This window comes from Brevundimonas sp. SL130, assembly GCF_026625805.1.
Classification (GTDB): Bacteria; Pseudomonadota; Alphaproteobacteria; order Caulobacterales; family Caulobacteraceae; genus Brevundimonas.
Map to the genome: position 1 here is coordinate 2,768,690 of NZ_CP113064.1, position 15,480 is coordinate 2,784,169.

The 15,480-nt window shown below is 67.3% G+C and carries 14 protein-coding genes and 1 other RNA gene; 3 read left to right on the forward strand and 12 right to left on the reverse strand.

Features of this window, described 5'->3' with window-relative positions; translation table 11 throughout:
- Positions 1-4: 4 nt before the first annotated feature.
- From vapB to OU998_RS13620, 5 genes are all read right to left on the reverse strand, one after another.
- Positions 5-247, reverse strand: coding sequence for a type II toxin-antitoxin system VapB family antitoxin (gene vapB, locus OU998_RS13600; RefSeq protein ID WP_267514182.1), 243 nt, complete (start codon positions 245-247; stop codon positions 5-7).
- 37 nt (positions 248-284) lie between these two features.
- A complete protein-coding gene (locus tag OU998_RS13605; protein WP_267514183.1) occupies positions 285-830 on the reverse strand; it encodes a 5-formyltetrahydrofolate cyclo-ligase in 546 nt (181 codons plus the stop codon).
- Between the two features lie 118 nt (positions 831-948).
- Positions 949-1,111, reverse strand: a non-coding RNA gene (ssrS, locus tag OU998_RS13610) — 6S RNA.
- A 50-nt stretch (positions 1,112-1,161) separates the two neighbouring features.
- Positions 1,162-1,482 carry a cell division protein ZapA gene (locus OU998_RS13615; RefSeq protein WP_267514184.1) on the reverse strand — a complete coding sequence of 107 codons (321 nt, stop codon included), beginning with the start codon at positions 1,480-1,482 and terminating at the stop codon, positions 1,162-1,164.
- Positions 1,482-1,760 (reverse strand): hypothetical protein, encoded by a 279-nt coding sequence (locus OU998_RS13620; RefSeq protein ID WP_267514185.1) that lies wholly within the window; start codon positions 1,758-1,760, stop codon positions 1,482-1,484. Before OU998_RS13620 ends, OU998_RS13615 begins: the two co-directional genes overlap by 1 nt.
- A gap of 96 nt (positions 1,761-1,856) precedes the next feature.
- On the opposite strand from OU998_RS13620, the gene tkt reads away from it, so the two are divergent.
- Complete coding sequence (gene tkt / locus OU998_RS13625) at positions 1,857-3,848, forward strand: transketolase (protein ID WP_267514186.1); 1,992 nt, start codon at positions 1,857-1,859, stop codon at positions 3,846-3,848.
- A gap of 130 nt (positions 3,849-3,978) precedes the next feature.
- Here the strand turns inward: tkt and OU998_RS13630 are convergent, their stop codons facing one another.
- The gene (locus tag OU998_RS13630) at positions 3,979-4,827 is read right to left on the reverse strand and encodes a class I SAM-dependent methyltransferase (protein WP_267514187.1); all 849 of its coding nucleotides are present in this window, start codon (positions 4,825-4,827) and stop codon (positions 3,979-3,981) included.
- A 193-nt stretch (positions 4,828-5,020) separates the two neighbouring features.
- Here OU998_RS13630 and purT point away from each other — a divergent pair, with 193 nt between their 5' ends.
- The gene (purT, locus tag OU998_RS13635; protein WP_267514188.1) at positions 5,021-6,217 is read left to right on the forward strand and encodes a formate-dependent phosphoribosylglycinamide formyltransferase; all 1,197 of its coding nucleotides are present in this window, start codon (positions 5,021-5,023) and stop codon (positions 6,215-6,217) included.
- Between the two features lie 53 nt (positions 6,218-6,270).
- On the opposite strand, the gene tdh is transcribed toward purT, so the two are convergent.
- From tdh to OU998_RS13665, 6 genes are all read right to left on the reverse strand, one after another.
- The gene (gene tdh, locus OU998_RS13640; RefSeq protein WP_420709837.1) at positions 6,271-7,311 is read right to left on the reverse strand and encodes an L-threonine 3-dehydrogenase; all 1,041 of its coding nucleotides are present in this window, start codon (positions 7,309-7,311) and stop codon (positions 6,271-6,273) included.
- A 206-nt stretch (positions 7,312-7,517) separates the two neighbouring features.
- Complete coding sequence (locus OU998_RS13645; RefSeq protein ID WP_267514190.1) at positions 7,518-8,708, reverse strand: glycine C-acetyltransferase; 1,191 nt, start codon at positions 8,706-8,708, stop codon at positions 7,518-7,520.
- Positions 8,709-8,805: 97 nt separating this feature from the next.
- A complete protein-coding gene (gene mce, locus OU998_RS13650; RefSeq protein ID WP_267514191.1) occupies positions 8,806-9,228 on the reverse strand; it encodes a methylmalonyl-CoA epimerase in 423 nt (140 codons plus the stop codon).
- A complete protein-coding gene (scpA, locus tag OU998_RS13655; protein ID WP_267514192.1) occupies positions 9,225-11,384 on the reverse strand; it encodes a methylmalonyl-CoA mutase in 2,160 nt (719 codons plus the stop codon). Before scpA ends, mce begins: the two co-directional genes overlap by 4 nt.
- Positions 11,381-12,760: a methylmalonyl-CoA mutase family protein gene (locus OU998_RS13660; protein ID WP_267514193.1), complete on the reverse strand. Its 1,380-nt coding sequence runs from the start codon at positions 12,758-12,760 to the stop codon at positions 11,381-11,383. The genes scpA and OU998_RS13660 overlap by 4 nt, the downstream gene beginning before the upstream one ends.
- 157 nt (positions 12,761-12,917) lie before the next feature.
- Positions 12,918-14,897, reverse strand: coding sequence for an acetyl-CoA carboxylase biotin carboxylase subunit (locus OU998_RS13665; protein ID WP_267514194.1), 1,980 nt, complete (start codon positions 14,895-14,897; stop codon positions 12,918-12,920).
- A gap of 141 nt (positions 14,898-15,038) precedes the next feature.
- Between OU998_RS13665 and OU998_RS13670 the strand changes: the two genes are divergently transcribed.
- Complete coding sequence (locus OU998_RS13670) at positions 15,039-15,401, forward strand: GIY-YIG nuclease family protein (protein ID WP_267514195.1); 363 nt, start codon at positions 15,039-15,041, stop codon at positions 15,399-15,401.
- Positions 15,402-15,480: the final 79 nt, after the last annotated feature.

Below are 15,480 nucleotides of genomic sequence, written 5' to 3' on the forward strand. Positions count from 1 at the left end.
AGCATCAGTCGAACAAAACGACGCTGTCGTCCACCGGATCGGCGGGCTCTCCGATATCGATGCCCGGCCGGTCGAAAAAGTCGTCCCAAACGGCGTTTGCGGGCAAGAGCAGAAGGCCTTTGCCTTCCTTGATCACCCGCAACTCCTTGACGTCGTCAGGAAAGGCGACGGCCTTGGGCAAACGCACCGCCTGCGAGCGGTTCGACTTGAACACCGTGGCTTTCAGCGGTCCTGACATGACCGACATATCCGCCGCATCGACGGATATGTCAACGACATATCCCTCAGAAGGCCCGATACCCCGCCTCGGTCAGCACCCCGTGCAGCCCCATGTCATGCGCCTCCAGCGTCAGAACCTCGACCGCCTGTCCCGCATAGGCGAAGCCGACCCGGATCACCTCGGGGCGCGCCGCAAAGGTGCGGTCGTAAAACCCGCCGCCCTGCCCCAGCCGCCCGCCGGCCGCATCAAAGGCCAGCAGGGGCGTGATGATCAGATCCGGCTCCACCACCGCCGCCAGCGGCAGGGGCGCGGGGCATCCGGCGGCGTCCGTCTCCAGCGGCTCGCCCGGCGACCAGGCGCGAAAGATCATTGGCGCGTCCCGCTCCAGCACCACCGGCAGACACAGCCGCCGCCCCGCCGCCTCCAGCGCCACCGCCAGGGCCTCGGTGTTCATCTCGGACCCCATGGCGCTGTAAAGCGCGACGACCTGCCCGGGCGGCAGGGCCTCGGCATGATCGGCGGCGCGTTGGGCCGCCATCGGATCGGCCTCGGCCAGACCCTTGCGCCGCGCGCGGGCGGCCGACCGGAGTTCATGCTTCTCAAGGGTCATGACGCGGGCTTACACCCCCCATCCGGTCCCGCACAGAGACCATGCACCTCGTATGCCGGACTCGCTCAAGCAGCGAGCCGCCGCGCGGCGAGCGGTAGCGACAAAAAAGAAAGAAGTTGGCGGCGCCGCAAGAACCGTGAAGGGCGTTTAAATCCTCTCGAACCTGGGTAGCCAGGTGGGCTCCATATGCCCAGGCCCTCGAGCCCGGACAGGGACAGATCCCTTTGAGTGAATTAAGGTCGCGAGGAAATGTATGCCTTCGACGAGGGCCGCAGCAGGACCCGCCGTCTGACAAGATAGGCGTTGCGCCCCGCCTTCTCAAGCGCCGTGATCAGATTGATTGGGCGATCTTCTCGATCCGCGCCGCCACGGCGTTCAGCGCCTCGGCCACCCCGTCGCTGGTCGGCGGCGCAGGGGCGGCCAGCGGCGCGGGAATCCCGCCCACGTTCAGCCGCGCCTCGTGCAGCTCATCCGACAGGATCAGGGCCGACATCAGAAACAGCCGCAGATCCCCGACATGGCCGACGTCCTGGGCCACTTGGCGCACCTGGTTGTCGAACTGTTTGGCCAGGATGCGGACCCGCTCCTCCTGCCCGTCGGCGCAGCCCACCGCATAGGGGCGGCCGTTGACCTCCACCGTCACCGTCGCCATCAGCCGGCCTCGCTTTCGGTCTCTTCGTCGTCCTGATCCAGCACCTCGCGCACGGCCGCCGCCGCCCGCGCCAGGGCCTGCGACGCCTCGCGCCCGGCGGCCTCCAGCTCGGCCACACGCGCCGCATCCGCCCCATTCCCAGCTCTGGGCGCGAACAGGTCGTCGTCGGCGATCGCCGAACCCGAGGCCGGACGGGCCTTCAGCTCCAGGATCTTGCGTTCAAGTTCGGCCAGGGCCCGGTCGATACGGGCCCTTGCGGCCGTGGTGGCGTCTGCCATCGGTCGCTCCTTATAAATTCCGTATAGAACCCGAGGACGCGCCGGGGTAAAGCGGCGCGCTTCTGAATTTCCGCTTCCGCCGAAAGGTCTTCCCCCGTGACCGACGTCAAATCCGCCCCCAAGGCCACGCCCCAGCAGATGGCCAACGCCATCCGCGTCCTCGCCATGGACGGCGTCGAACAGGCCAAGTCGGGCCACCCCGGCATGCCCATGGGCATGGCCGACGTCGCCACGGTGCTGTTTTCCAAGTTTCTGAAGTTCGACGCCAGCCGCCCCGACTGGGCTGACCGCGATCGCTTCATCCTGTCGGCGGGCCACGGCTCGATGCTGATCTACGCCCTGTTGCACCTGACCGGCTACAAGGCCGCGACCAAGGAAGAACTGTCCAACTTCCGCCAGTGGGGCTCCAAGACCGCCGGCCACCCCGAATACGGCCACATGCCCGGCGTCGAAGTCACCACCGGCCCCCTGGGCCAGGGCCTGGCCACCTCGGTCGGTTTCGCCATGGCCGAGCGTCACCTGGCCGCCAAATACGGCGACGCCCTGGTCGACCACCGCACCTGGGTCGTGGCCGGCGACGGCTGCCTGATGGAAGGCGTGTCCCAGGAAGCCATCGCCCTGGCCGGCCGCTACAAGCTGAACAAGCTGACCGTCCTGTGGGACGACAACGAGATCACCATTGACGGCAAGGTCTCCCTGTCCGACGCGACCGACCAGAAGGCCCGATTCAAGGCCGCCGGCTGGGCGGTCAAGGCCATCGACGGCCATGACATGGAGGCCATCAAGGCCGCCCTCAAATGGGCGACGCGCCAGGACAAGCCGACCCTGATCGCCTGCAAGACCAAGATCGGCAAGGGCGCCGCCACCATGGAAGGCAGCCACAAGACCCACGGCGCCGCCCTGGGCGCCGCCGAGATCGCCGCCACCCGTCTGGGCCTGGCCTGGGATCACGCCCCCTTCGAAATGCCCCAGACCATCGCCGACGCCTGGGCCAAGGTCGGGCGTCGCGGCGCCAAGGACCGCAAGAAGTGGGAGGCCCGCCTGGCCGCATCCAGCCAGGCCGCCGACTTCACCCGCGCCATGAAGGGCGACCTGCCCGAGAGCGCCTTCGACGCCCTGAACGCCAAGATCGCCGAACTGATCGAAACCAAGCCCGCCCAGGCCACGCGCCAGTCCTCGGGCGCCGCCCTGGACCAGGTCTTCGCTTCGATCCCCGAACTGGTCGGCGGCTCGGCCGACCTGACCGGCTCGAACAACACCTTCGTCGCCGGCACCCCCATCCTGGACGCCCCGTCCTATGAGGGCCGATACGTCAACTGGGGCATCCGCGAGTTCGGCATGGCCGCCGCCATGAACGGCCTGGCCCTGCACGGCGGGATCATCCCCTACGCCGGCACCTTCATGGTCTTCTCGGACTACAGCCGCCCGGCCATCCGTCTGGGCGCCCTGATGGGGGTCCGCGCCATCCACGTTTTGACCCACGACTCCATCGGCCTGGGCGAGGACGGCCCGACCCACCAGCCGGTCGAACACCTGGCCGCCCTGCGCGCCATCCCCAACCTTCTGGTCTTCCGCCCCGCCGACACGGTCGAGGCCATGGAATGCTGGAAGATCGCGCTGGAGACCAAGACCGCCCCCTCGGCCATGGCCCTGTCGCGCCAGAAGACCCCGGCCGTCCGCACCGTCGCCTCGACCGAGAACCTCTCGGCCAAGGGCGCCTATGAGATCAAGCCCGCTTCGGGCGAGGCCAAGGCCACCCTGTTCGGCACCGGCACGGAACTGGCCCTGGCGCTCAAGGCCGCCGAGACCCTCGAGGCCGCCGGCGTACCGACCCGCGTCGTCTCCGTCCCCTGTTTCGAACTGTTCGAGCAACAGGACGCCGCCTACCGCGCCTCGGTCATCGGCCGCGGCACGATCCGCGTCGCCGTGGAAGCCGCCATCAAACAGGGCTGGGAAGGCTTCATCGGCGAAGACGGCGCCTTCATCGGCATGACCGGCTTCGGCGCCTCCGCCCCCGCCGAGATCCTCTACGACAAGTTCGGCATCACCGCCGACGCCGTCGTCGCCGCGGTCAAGGCCCGGCTGTAATCTCCCTTCATTTCCCTCTCCCCCTTGCGGGAGAGGGAGACCGCGCACGGCGGCGAAGCCGTCGTCCTGGCGCGGTCGGGCGAGGGGTCACGCCGGCGCCCCGAAACCCCCGGCCTCGTCGAACCGCGCGCTAATCTTCTTCCGTCGAAGAGATGTCCTCATACAGGCTCGACGGCGGCGCACTCAGGTCGTTCGTCGGCTTGACCGCCGGCTGCCTCGCCAGGACATAGAGGATCGGCGAATACAGCTTCAGCACCGGAATCCGCGCCAACAGCCGATAGAAGGGCCGCAGCGCATATTTGTTCGAGGTCGGCGACGGCATCACGCCGATCTTGACGACCTCCAAGCCCAGATAATCGACATAGGCCCTAAGCTGAGCCAGCGTATATTCGTGCTTGTGCCGCCCGGTCGCGTCCGCCCGATAGCGCATATAGATGTTCTTCTGCGCGATCAGCTTCAGGATATGGGCGATCGAACAGACGTTCGGCACGGTGATGCAAACATGGCCGCCGGGCTTGACCACCCGCCGGATCTCCATCGACATTTTCACCGGGAAGGAGTCGAAATGCTCCAGGATTTCGCAGGCGGTCACGACGTCCAGCGAATTATCGGCGAACGGAAGCCCTTCATTCTCGACGTCGGCGTGACTGATCTCGACCGGTCCGCCCGGCGAATAGATGGTCTGGTACTGACGAAGCGGATGATCGTCATTGGCGAAATAGACGCCATGGCAAAGCCGCGCCCCCGCCGCCTTCGCCCGATAAAGCAGGTAAAACGGCGAGGCGCCGATATCGAGCACATCCTTGCCGACGACATGGGGCGCGATCAGGTTGAAGGTCCGGTCCATGCGGTCCTTGCCGCGACGAAAATACTCGCCGCCCGCATGATACGGCGTAGGGTTCCGCCTTTCTTCATCATAGAAGAAGGCGAAATCTTCCGGCCCGGCGGCGACCGGATCGCCGCTTGAAGTCGCACTCATAAGGGTTCCCGCCAGATCTGAACTCGAGCGCTCGTTTCCCCGACGCCCATACCTCATGGTTGCACAGCACGCACCAGAAGACATAGACCAATTCTGGCGCAGGATCGGAGATTGTCGATGAAGCGACTTGCGCCGCTGACGCCTGGCCCGTCCTGGTTTAAACCGCGCCTGCAACGATCGATCAGGATCCCAGATGAAACTCGGCACCCCGCTTTCCGACACCGCCGTCCGCGTCATGCTGCTGGGCTCGGGCGAACTGGGCAAGGAGGTCGCCATTGAGCTGCAAAGGCTCGGCGTCGAGGTGATCGCCGTGGACCGCTATCCCAACGCCCCCGCCATGCAGGTGGCGCACCGCAGCCACGTCATCCCGATGACCGACCCCCAGGTGCTGAACGGCGTCATCCTGGCCGAGGCCCCGCACATCATCGTGCCCGAGATCGAGGCCATCGCCACCGAGGTCCTGGCCGATATCGAGGCCGCTGGCCTGGCCGTGGTCATCCCCACCGCCCGCGCCGTGCAACTGACCATGAACCGCGAGGGCATCCGCCGTCTCGCCGCCGAAGAGCTTGGCCTGCCCACCAGCCCCTACGCCTTCGCCGGCAGCGCCGAGGAACTGGCCGCCGGCGCCGAGACCGTGGGCTACCCCAACTTCGTCAAACCGGTCATGTCCTCCTCCGGCAAGGGGCAATCCTTCGTCGAAAGCCCCGATGAAATCGCCGACGCCTGGACCTACGCCCAGGACAGCGGCCGCGTCGCCGGCGCCCGCGTCATCGTCGAGGGCCGTATCGACTTCGATTTCGAGATCACCCTGCTGACCGTCCGCTCACGCGCCGCCGACGGCTCGACCCGCACGGATTTCTGCGCGCCCATCGGCCACCGTCAGGTCAAGGGCGACTATGTCGAGAGCTGGCAGCCCCAGGCCATGCCCCCCGCTGCGCTTGCCGCCTCGCAAGACATCGCCGGCAAGGTGACGGACGCCCTGGGCGGTTTCGGCGTCTTCGGCGTCGAACTCTTCGTCAAGGGCGACCAGGTCTGGTTCTCCGAGGTCTCGCCCCGCCCCCACGACACCGGCCTCGTCACCCTGGCCAGCCAGACCCTGAGCGAGTTCGCCCTCCACGCCCGCGCCATCCTGGGCCTGCCCGTCGATGTGACCCTGCGCGAACCCGCCGCCAGCGCCGTCATCTACGGCGGCATGGAGGCGCAAGGGATCGCCTTCGAAGGCGTCGCCGACGCCCTGTCCGTCCCCACCGCCGATCTGCGCCTCTTCGGCAAACCCGAAGCCTTCGAGCGCCGCCGCATGGGCGTCGCCACCGCCCGCGGCGCCGACACGGACCAGGCCCGCGAACGCGCCCGCGAAGCCGCAGGCCGCGTCAAGCTGGTGCGCAGCTGATCCAGACCCGATCTCTCCGTTCGCCTTCGCGAACGGAGAGCTGAGCCGAAGCCTCAGGCCGCCTTGTCCCAGTTCAGCACCACCTTGCCCGACTGGCCCGACTTCATGGCCTCGAAGCCTTCGCGATAGTCGGCATAGTCCAGCCGGTGGGTGATCAGCGGCTGCAGATCCAGACCGGCCTTCAGCAGGCCCAGCATCTTGCGCCAGGTGGTGAACATCTCGCGGCCATAGACGCCCTTGATGGTCAGGGCCTTCAGGATGATCGCGCCCCAGTCGGTCTCCATCGGCTTGCCGGGAATGCCCAGCATGGCCATGCCGCCGCCCATGATCAGGGTGTCGACGCACTGTTTGAAGGCGATGGGCGAGCCCGACATCTCCAGCGCCACGTCGAACCCGACCTTCAGGCCCAGCTCCTTCATGACGTCGTGGATGTCTTCCTTGGTCGTGTTCACGGTGCGCACGCCCGGCGCCACCTTCTGCGCCAGCTCCAGCCGGAAGTCGTTGATGTCGGTCAGGACCACGGTGCGCGCCCCGGCGTGGCGGGCCACGGCGGCGGCCATCATGCCGATGGGGCCGGCGCCGGTCACCAGGACGTCCTCGCCCAGCAGGTCGAACTGCTGCGCCGTGTGCACCGCATTGCCGAACGGGTCCAGGATCGAGCCGATCTCATAGGGCACGTCGTCCGGCAGTTCGATGACATTGAAGGCCGGCGCCACCACGAACTCGGCGAAGGCGCCCTGGCGGTTCACGCCGATGCCGCGCGTCTTGGGGTCCAGGTGGAAATGGCCAGCGCGGGCCGCCTCGGAGTTCAGGTCGATGACATGCCCTTCGGCCGAAACGCGCTGACCGATCTTCAGCGGACGATCCACGTCCTTGCCGACGGCGACGATCTCGCCGGCGAACTCGTGGCCGGTGATCATCGGGGTCGGGACATTCTTCTGGGACCACTCGTCCCAGTTCCAGATGTGAATGTCGGTGCCGCACACGGCGGTGCGGTGCACCCGGATCAGCACGTCTTCCGGCCCCGCCTCGGGGATCGGCGCGTCGATCAGTTCCAGTCCCTGCACCGGCCCAGTCTTGGCCAGGGCCTTCATTGTGTCGGTCATGCCGTCTCTCCTAATACCTGATCCCTCTCCCGGCGGGAGAGGGCTTGAGCGCCCGAGAGCCCATCGGGCGATCGGACTTGCGCGAAAGGGTGAGGGCCGCGCCTCAACGGGTCCACCCGCCCCTCACCCTTTCGCCTTGCGCATCGCTTCGCTCTGCGAGGCTCAAGCCCTCTCCCAAGGGGAGAGGGAGAAAACTAGATAACCCCCAGCTCCCGCCCCGCCTGCGTAAACGCCTCAACAGTCCGGTCGATCTGTTCGAACGAATGCGCCGCCGACATCTGGGTGCGGATCCGGGCCTGGCCACGCGGCACGACCGGGAAGCTAAACCCAATCACATAGACGCCCAGCTCCAGCGCCCGCGCCGCGAAGTCCTGCGCCAGCTTGGCGTCGCCCAGCATGACCGGGATGATCGGATGTTCGCCGTCCAGCAGGGTGAAGCCCGCATCCGCCATGGCGTTGCGATAGCGGTGAGCATTGGCCGACAGGCGGGTGCGTAACACGTCGCCCTCCGACCCTTGGGCGATACGGATCGCCTCCAGCGACGACCCGCACACCGCCGGCGCCAGGGCGTTGGAGAACAGATAGGGCCGCGCCCGCTGTTTCAGCAGTTCGACCACCGACTTCTTGGCGCAGATGAAGCCGCCCATGGCGCCGCCCAGGGCCTTGCCGAAGGTGCCGGTGACGAAATCCACCTCCACCCCGTGATGGGCGAAGGAGCCCTTGCCTTGCGGACCCAGGAAGCCCGTCGCGTGACAATCGTCCACCATGATCAGGGCGTCGTATTTGTCGGCCAACGCCCGGATCTCGTCCAGTTTGGCGATATAGCCGTCCATCGAGAAGGCGCCGTCGGTGGCGATGATGATGTCGCGGGCGCCGGCCGCGCGGGCCTCTTTCAGCCGAGTCTCCAGCTCGTCCATGTCCGAGTTGGCGAACCGATAGCGTTTGGCCTTGCACAGCCGCACCCCGTCGATGATCGAGGCGTGGTTCAGGCTGTCGGACACGATGGCGTCGCTCTCGCCCAGCAGAGGCTCGAACAGGCCGCCGTTGGCGTCGAAGGCGGCGGCGAACAGTATGGCGTCCTCGAAACCGAGATAGCCGGCGATGGCGGCTTCCAGCTCCTTATGGATTTCCAGCGTGCCGCAGATGAACCGGACCGAGGCCGTGCCCGCGCCCCACTTCTGCTGCGCCGCGATCCCTGCCTGGGTCACGCGCTCGTCGCCCGCCAGGCCCAGATAGTTGTTGGCGCAGAAATTCAGCACGTCGCGGCCGGCCACCTGGATCACCGGCCCCTGGCGCGAGGCGATGATGCGTTCGGGCTTGGTCAGGCCCTGGGCGTCGATCTCGGTCAGTTCACCGGCGACGCGGTCATAGAAGCTCTGGGTCATGCGCCGCGACCTACGCCGATTTCGACCGAGTTTCCAGCCATCTTAGGTCGCCATCTGGGGATCGGGCTGACCGTCGCCGCGTCGCCGCTTGCCGATGTCAGTGACCCTTCTTCGGCGTCTCCATCAGCTCGATCAGCACCCCGCCCATGTCGCGCGGGTGCAGGAAGACGACCGGCGTTCCATGCGCTCCGATACGCGGCTCGCCCGTGCCCAGGATCGTCACCCCCTTGGCTCGCATCTCGGCCACGGCGGCGTGGATGTCGGCCACCTCGAAACAGACGTGATGCTGGCCGCCCTTGGGGTTCTTGGCCAGGAAGCCGACGATGGGGCTGGTCTCGTCATAGGGTTCGATCAGCTCGATCTGGGCCGTCGGCGTGTCGATGAAACAGACCTTCACCCCCTGCGTCGGCAGGTCGAAGGGCTCGCCGATCTTCGTCGCCCCCAGAATGTCGCGATACAGTTTGATCGAGTCCGCGATGGACGGGGTCGCGACCCCGACATGGTTCAGGGCGCCGATCATGACTTGTCCTTTGCAGGCGCGGCCTGGGCGTAGCCCAGCCGCTGGTTCAGTTTCTCGATCAGGTCCACCGCCGTGTCGGCTATGGCCGAACCGGGCAGATAGACGGCGGCGGCGCCCATATCGAGCAGGGGCTGGACGTCGGACGGCGGTATGACGCCCCCCACCACGATCATGATGTCCGGCCGTCCCAGCCGCGCCAGCTCGGCCTTCAGTTCCGGCACCAGCGTCAGATGCCCCGCCGCCAAAGACGAAGCCCCCACCGCATGGACCCCCTTGTCGACCGCGTCCTTCGCCGCCTCGGCCGGGGTCTGGAACAGGGCGCCGGCGGTGACGTCGAAGCCCAGGTCGCCGTATCCGGTGGCGACCACCTTCTGGCCCCGGTCATGCCCGTCCTGCCCAAGCTTGGCGATCAGGATGCGCGGCGGCCCGCCGTCATTCTCGACGAAGGTCGCCACCATCTCGCGGGCGCGCGCGAAGCGGGGATCGGCGCCGGCCTCCTTGGCGTAGACGCCCGATACGGTCTGCACCGTCGCCACATGCCGGCCGAAGGCGGCCTCCAGCGCGTCCGAAATCTCCCCCACCGTCGCCTTGGCCCGCGCGGCCTGCACCGCCAGCTCCAGCAGATTGGCGCTGCCCCGCGCACCGTTCGTCAACGCCTCCAGCGCCGCATCGGTCACGGCCTGATCCCGCTCGGCCCTCAGCCGTTTCAGCTTGTCGATCTGGGCCGCCAGCACCGCCGCATTATCGACCTTCAGCATCGGAATATCGTCGACGACGGGGTTCAAATATTTGTTCACCCCCACCACCGTCTGCTGGCCGGTGTCGATCCGGGCCTGGGTCTTGGCGGCCGATTCCTCGATCCTCAGCTTGGGAATCCCGGCCTCGATGGCCTTGGCCATGCCGCCCAGGGCCTCGACCTCGGCCATATGCGCCCGCGCCCGTTCGGCCAGTTCGTGCGTCAGTCGCTCGACATAGAAGCTGCCGCCCCACGGATCGATCACGCGGGTCAGCCCCGTCTCCGACTGCAACAGGATCTGGGTATTGCGCGCGATCCGGGCCGAGAAGTCGGTCGGCAGCGCCAGGGCCTCGTCCAGCGCATTGGTGTGCAGGCTCTGCGTCTGCCCGCCCGCCGCCGCCATGGCCTCGACCATGGTGCGCGGCACATTGTTGAACACATCCTGCGCCGCCAGGCTCCAGCCGGATGTCTGGCAGTGAGCGCGCAGGCTCAACGACTTGGGATCGACCCCGCCCTCTTTCCGCACCGCCTCGGCCCACAGCAGACGGCCCGCCCGCATCTTGGCCACCTCCATGAAATAGTTCATGCCGATGGCCCAGAAGAAGCTCAGGCGCGGCGCGAACCGGTCGATCGGCATGCCCGCCGCCACGCCCGCCCGCAGATATTCGATCCCGTCCGCCAGCGTATAGGCCAGCTCGATATCCGCCGAGGCCCCGGCCTCCTGCATGTGATAGCCGCTGATCGAGATCGAATTGAACTTCGGCGTCTCCTGCGCCGTCCAGGCGAAGATGTCGGCGATGATCCGCATCGAGGGCTCGGGCGGATAGATGTAGGTGTTCCTGACCATGAACTCCTTCAGAATATCGTTCTGAATGGTCCCGGTCAGGGCCGCGTGCGGCACCCCCTGTTCTTCCGCCGCGACGACATAGAGGGCCAGGATCGGCAGCACCGCCCCGTTCATCGTCATCGACACCGACATCTGGTCTAGCGGGATCCCGTCGAACAGGGTCCGCATGTCATAGATGCTGTCGATGGCCACGCCGGCCATGCCGACGTCCCCCTTCACCCGCGGGTGGTCGCTGTCATAGCCCCGGTGCGTCGCCAGATCGAAGGCGATGCTCAACCCCTTCTGCCCCGCCGCCAGATTGCGACGATAGAAGGCGTTGGACTCCTCAGCGGTCGAGAAGCCGGCGTACTGGCGGATGGTCCAGGGATTGCCCGCATACATGGTCGGATAGGGCCCGCGCACGAAGGGCGCGAACCCCGGCAGCCCGTCCTGGTGATCCAGCCCGTCCAGCGCCTCGGCGCCGTATGTGGTCTCGACCGTCAGCCCCTCGGGCGTCAGCCACGGATCACGCGTCGGCCCCTGCCCGGTCGCGTCGAGGTTCAGGGCGATCTTGCTGAAATCTGGGAAACTCATCCGATCACCGCCTCGAAGGCCGCCGCAAATCGGATCGGCGTCAGGGGTTCGCACACCCGCTCCACCGCCGCCGCCGTCTCGTCGCCCGCCTCGACCGGCGCCGGCCGCACGTCCGCGTCCACATATTTGGTCACGCCGATGATCTGGGCCGCGCCGTTCTTCAGGGCCGCCTCCTTCAGAGCCCGAGCGCGGGCGATGCGGGGCTGGATCACCGACCCCTTCAGGGCCTCGACCAGACCGCCCTCGGCCTCGATCATCTGGAACTCGGCCCAGCCGGCCTCGGCCAGATCCCGCGTCCGCGCGTCCAGATACCAGCTCCCCGCCGCCGGATCATCGACCCGGCCCAGATGCGCCTCCTCCATCAGCACCAGCTGCGTGTTCCTCGCCTGCCGCCGAGCAAAGGCGTCGGACCGGCCCGAAGCGCGGGTGAAGCCGTCCAGCACCACCACGTCCGCGCCCCCCACGGCGCCCGCAAACCCCGCCGCCGTCAACCGCAGCAGATTGGGCCAGGGATCGCGCGCCGCCAACATCCGTCGCGACGACCGCGCCTCGATCACGGCCGGCGCCTCGACCTCAAAGGCCCGCGTCAACCCAGCCCAGATCAGCCGCATGGCCCTGAGTTTGGCCAGGCTGTCGAAATATTCCGCATCGACCGACAGGCCGACCACCGTCCCCTTCAGGGCCGCCTCGACCGACATCCCCGCATCCACCGCCGCCTTCGCATGGGCCACCACGCTGGCGGCCGCAAAGGCCAGCTCCTGCGCCGCCGATCCGCCCGCCTCGTGCGCCACCCGCCCGCTGGCCATGAAGAAGCTCGCCTCGGGATAGGCCCCCGCATGGCGCGCCGCCGTATTGGCCGCCAGGCTCAGATGCTCTTCCACCGAACGCGGCGCCCCGCCCGCCTCGGCGAAGGCCGAGACCGGGTCCATGTGGAATCTCAGCTGGGCGCGCGGCGAGCCCTTGGCTGTGACGGCCAGGGCGTTGGCCGCATCGGGCCCGTCGATCCCGGCGTCCAGCGCGACCGGCGCCAGCTCCATCGCTACCCCTTCCAGCGCCCGCCCCAGCGGCCCAGAATCCGCCAGCACCCGTCCCTTCAGCACCACCGAGGCCGCGCCGTTCTCCAGATCGGTCAGGACGGCGGCGTTGACCGCCTCGGCGTCGTCCCCCTCGACCAGGGTCCGCAGATCCCAGGCCCGGCCTTCGGAGTCCGACGGACGCGGCGCGGAGATCGGCTGCACGCCGGTCGCCCCGGCGTACAGCGGCCGCGTCACCAACTGGTCCGCGTCGAGCGACATCAGCGACTCGATCGGCCGATCCTTCAACGCCTTCTGGGCCGCCTCGCGCCATTCGAGGGGGCTGGGGATGGGGAAGCTCATACGCCCGCCCACACACACGCCGTCATCCTAGGCCTTGTGCCTAGGATCCATAGACTCGGTCGAGGACGGTGCGCACAGGCGGACACCGAGCGTATGGATCCTCGCCACAAGGGCGAGGATGACGACGGATAGAGTGGCGGCGAACCCACGCTCCACATCACCCGAACTCCACCAGCACATCATCCGCCGCCACCGGGTCCCCGTCCTTGGCCCCCACCGCCTTCACCACCCCGTCGCGCTCGGCCTTCAGGATGTTCTGCATCTTCATGGCCTCGATGATCGCCACCGTCTCGCCGGTCTTGACCGCCTGCCCCACCACCACCGGGATCGACACCACCAGCCCCGGCATCGGCGACAGCACCAGCTTCGACGTATCCGCCACCGCCTTCTCCGGCAGGCGCGCATACAGTTCGGCGACATGCGGCCTCAGCACCCGCACCCGCGCCCGCGCCGCGCGGTGACGAATATCAAAGCCGTCGGCGACGCGCTTGACCTCGGCGGTGAAGGGCTCGCCATCCAGCTCAGCCTTGAACTGGGCCAGGCCGGGCCGCCAGTCGATGTCCGACAGGCGGATGTCGCCCCCGCCCGTCAGGGTCAGGATCATCTCCTCGTCCTCGTCATAGGACAGGCCGACGCCGTGCGGCGTCTTGTCGATCATCACGATCCAGTCGGTGCGGTCCGACGGGTCGCCGTCCTGTTCGGCGATGACCTCGTGCATGGCCAGGGCCGAGGCGATCAGGATCCGCTCCTGCTCCACAGTCGGGCGCAGGCCGTGGAAGCCGTCCGGGAATTCATCCTTGATATAGCTGGTCGACAGATTGCCAGACTTGAACCGGTCCTGGTCCATCACCGCCGCCAGGAAGGGCACATTATGCCCCAGGCCCGACAGGTGGGTGTCCTCCAGCGCCCGGGCCATGCCCGTCACCGCCGCCTCGCGCGTCTCGCCCCAGGCGCACAGTTTGGCGATCATGGGGTCGTAGAACAGGCTGATCTCGTCGCCCTCGCGGACGCCGGAATCGTTGCGGACCACATAGCCGTCCTGCTCGCCTTCCTCGGGCTGCTCATAGCGGACCAGCCGCCCGATGGACGGCAGGAAGCCGCGATAGGGGTCTTCGGCATAGATCCGGCTCTCGATGGCCCAGCCGTTGATCGACAGGTCCTTCTGTTCGAAGGCCAGGGTCTCGCCCCAGGCCGAACGGATCATCTGCTCGACCAGATCGACCCCGGTGATCAGCTCCGTCACCGGATGTTCGACCTGCAACCGGGTGTTCATTTCCAGGAAGAAGAAGCTCTTGTCCTGACCGGCCACGAACTCGACCGTGCCGGCGCTGTCATAGTTGACCGCCTGGGCCAGGGCGACGGCCTGCGCCCCCATGGCGGCGCGGGTGGCCTCGTCCAGCAGGGGCGAGGGCGCCTCCTCGATGACCTTCTGGTTGCGGCGCTGGATCGAGCATTCGCGCTCGAACAGGTGGACCACATGGCCGTGTTTGTCGCCCAGCACCTGGATCTCGATGTGGCGCGGATCGATGATGAACTTCTCAAGAAAGACGCGGTCGTCGCCGAAGGCGTTCAGCGCCTCGGCCTTCACCGCCGCAAACCCCTCGGCCATGTCGGCGTCCGAATGGGCCACGCGGATGCCCTTGCCGCCGCCGCCGGCGCTCGCCTTGATCATGATCGGATAGCCGATCTCGTTGGCGATCTTGACCGCCTCCTCCGGCGTCTCGATCAGCCCCATATGCCCCGGCACGGTCGAGACCCCCGCCTCGGCCGCCAGCTTCTTGGAGCTGATCTTGTCGCCCATGGCCTCAATGGCCTCGGGGTTCGGCCCGATAAAGGCGATCCCCTCGTCCCTCAGCCGCCGCGCGAACCCGGCGTTCTCGCTCAGGAAGCCAAAGCCCGGATGCACGGCCTGCGCCCCCGTCTGGCGCACCGCCTCAACGATCTTATCCGCCAGCAAATAGGACTGCGCCGCCGGCGCCGGCCCGATCAGCACCGCCTCGTCAGCCATCTCGACCGCCAACGACCCGGCGTCCGCCTCCGAATAGACCTGCACGGTCTTGATGCCCATGCGGCGGCAGGTCTTGATGATCCGAACCGCGATCTCGCCCCGGTTGGCGATGAGGATTTTGGAGAACATGGTTCAGTCCTTCATAATCGTCATCCTAGGCCTTGTGCCTAGGATCCATAGACTCCGTCGAGGCCGGGGCTCACCGGCCCAAACCGGGCGTATGGATCCTCGGGACAAGCCCGAGGATGACGAGGTGTGGGGGAGAAACAAATGGTCGGCTGCGACAGCCTGATCGGCTGCTACATGATGACCAACCGAAAGCACGGCGTGATCTACACCGGCGTCAGCAGCCGACTTGTCACGCGCGTCGGCGAGCACCGCGCGGGCCTCATCGACGGCTTCACCAAACAGTTCGGCCTCAAACGCCTGGTCTGGTACGAATTCCATGACACCATCGTCGGCGCGATCCAGCGCGAAAAGTCGCTGAAACGCTGGCCCCGCGACTGGAAAGCCAACCTGATCGAACGCACCAACCCGCACTGGGACGACCTGTTCACCGACCTGGTCCGGGCGACGGGCGCCGAGCCGGACCCGGAAGTCTATAGAAACTGGACCCCGCCGGAGGAGACCTGACGCCCCCTCCCCTTTCCCCACCCCCGTCATCCCCGCACCCCTAACCGTCATCCTAGGCCTCGTGCCTAGGATCCATAGA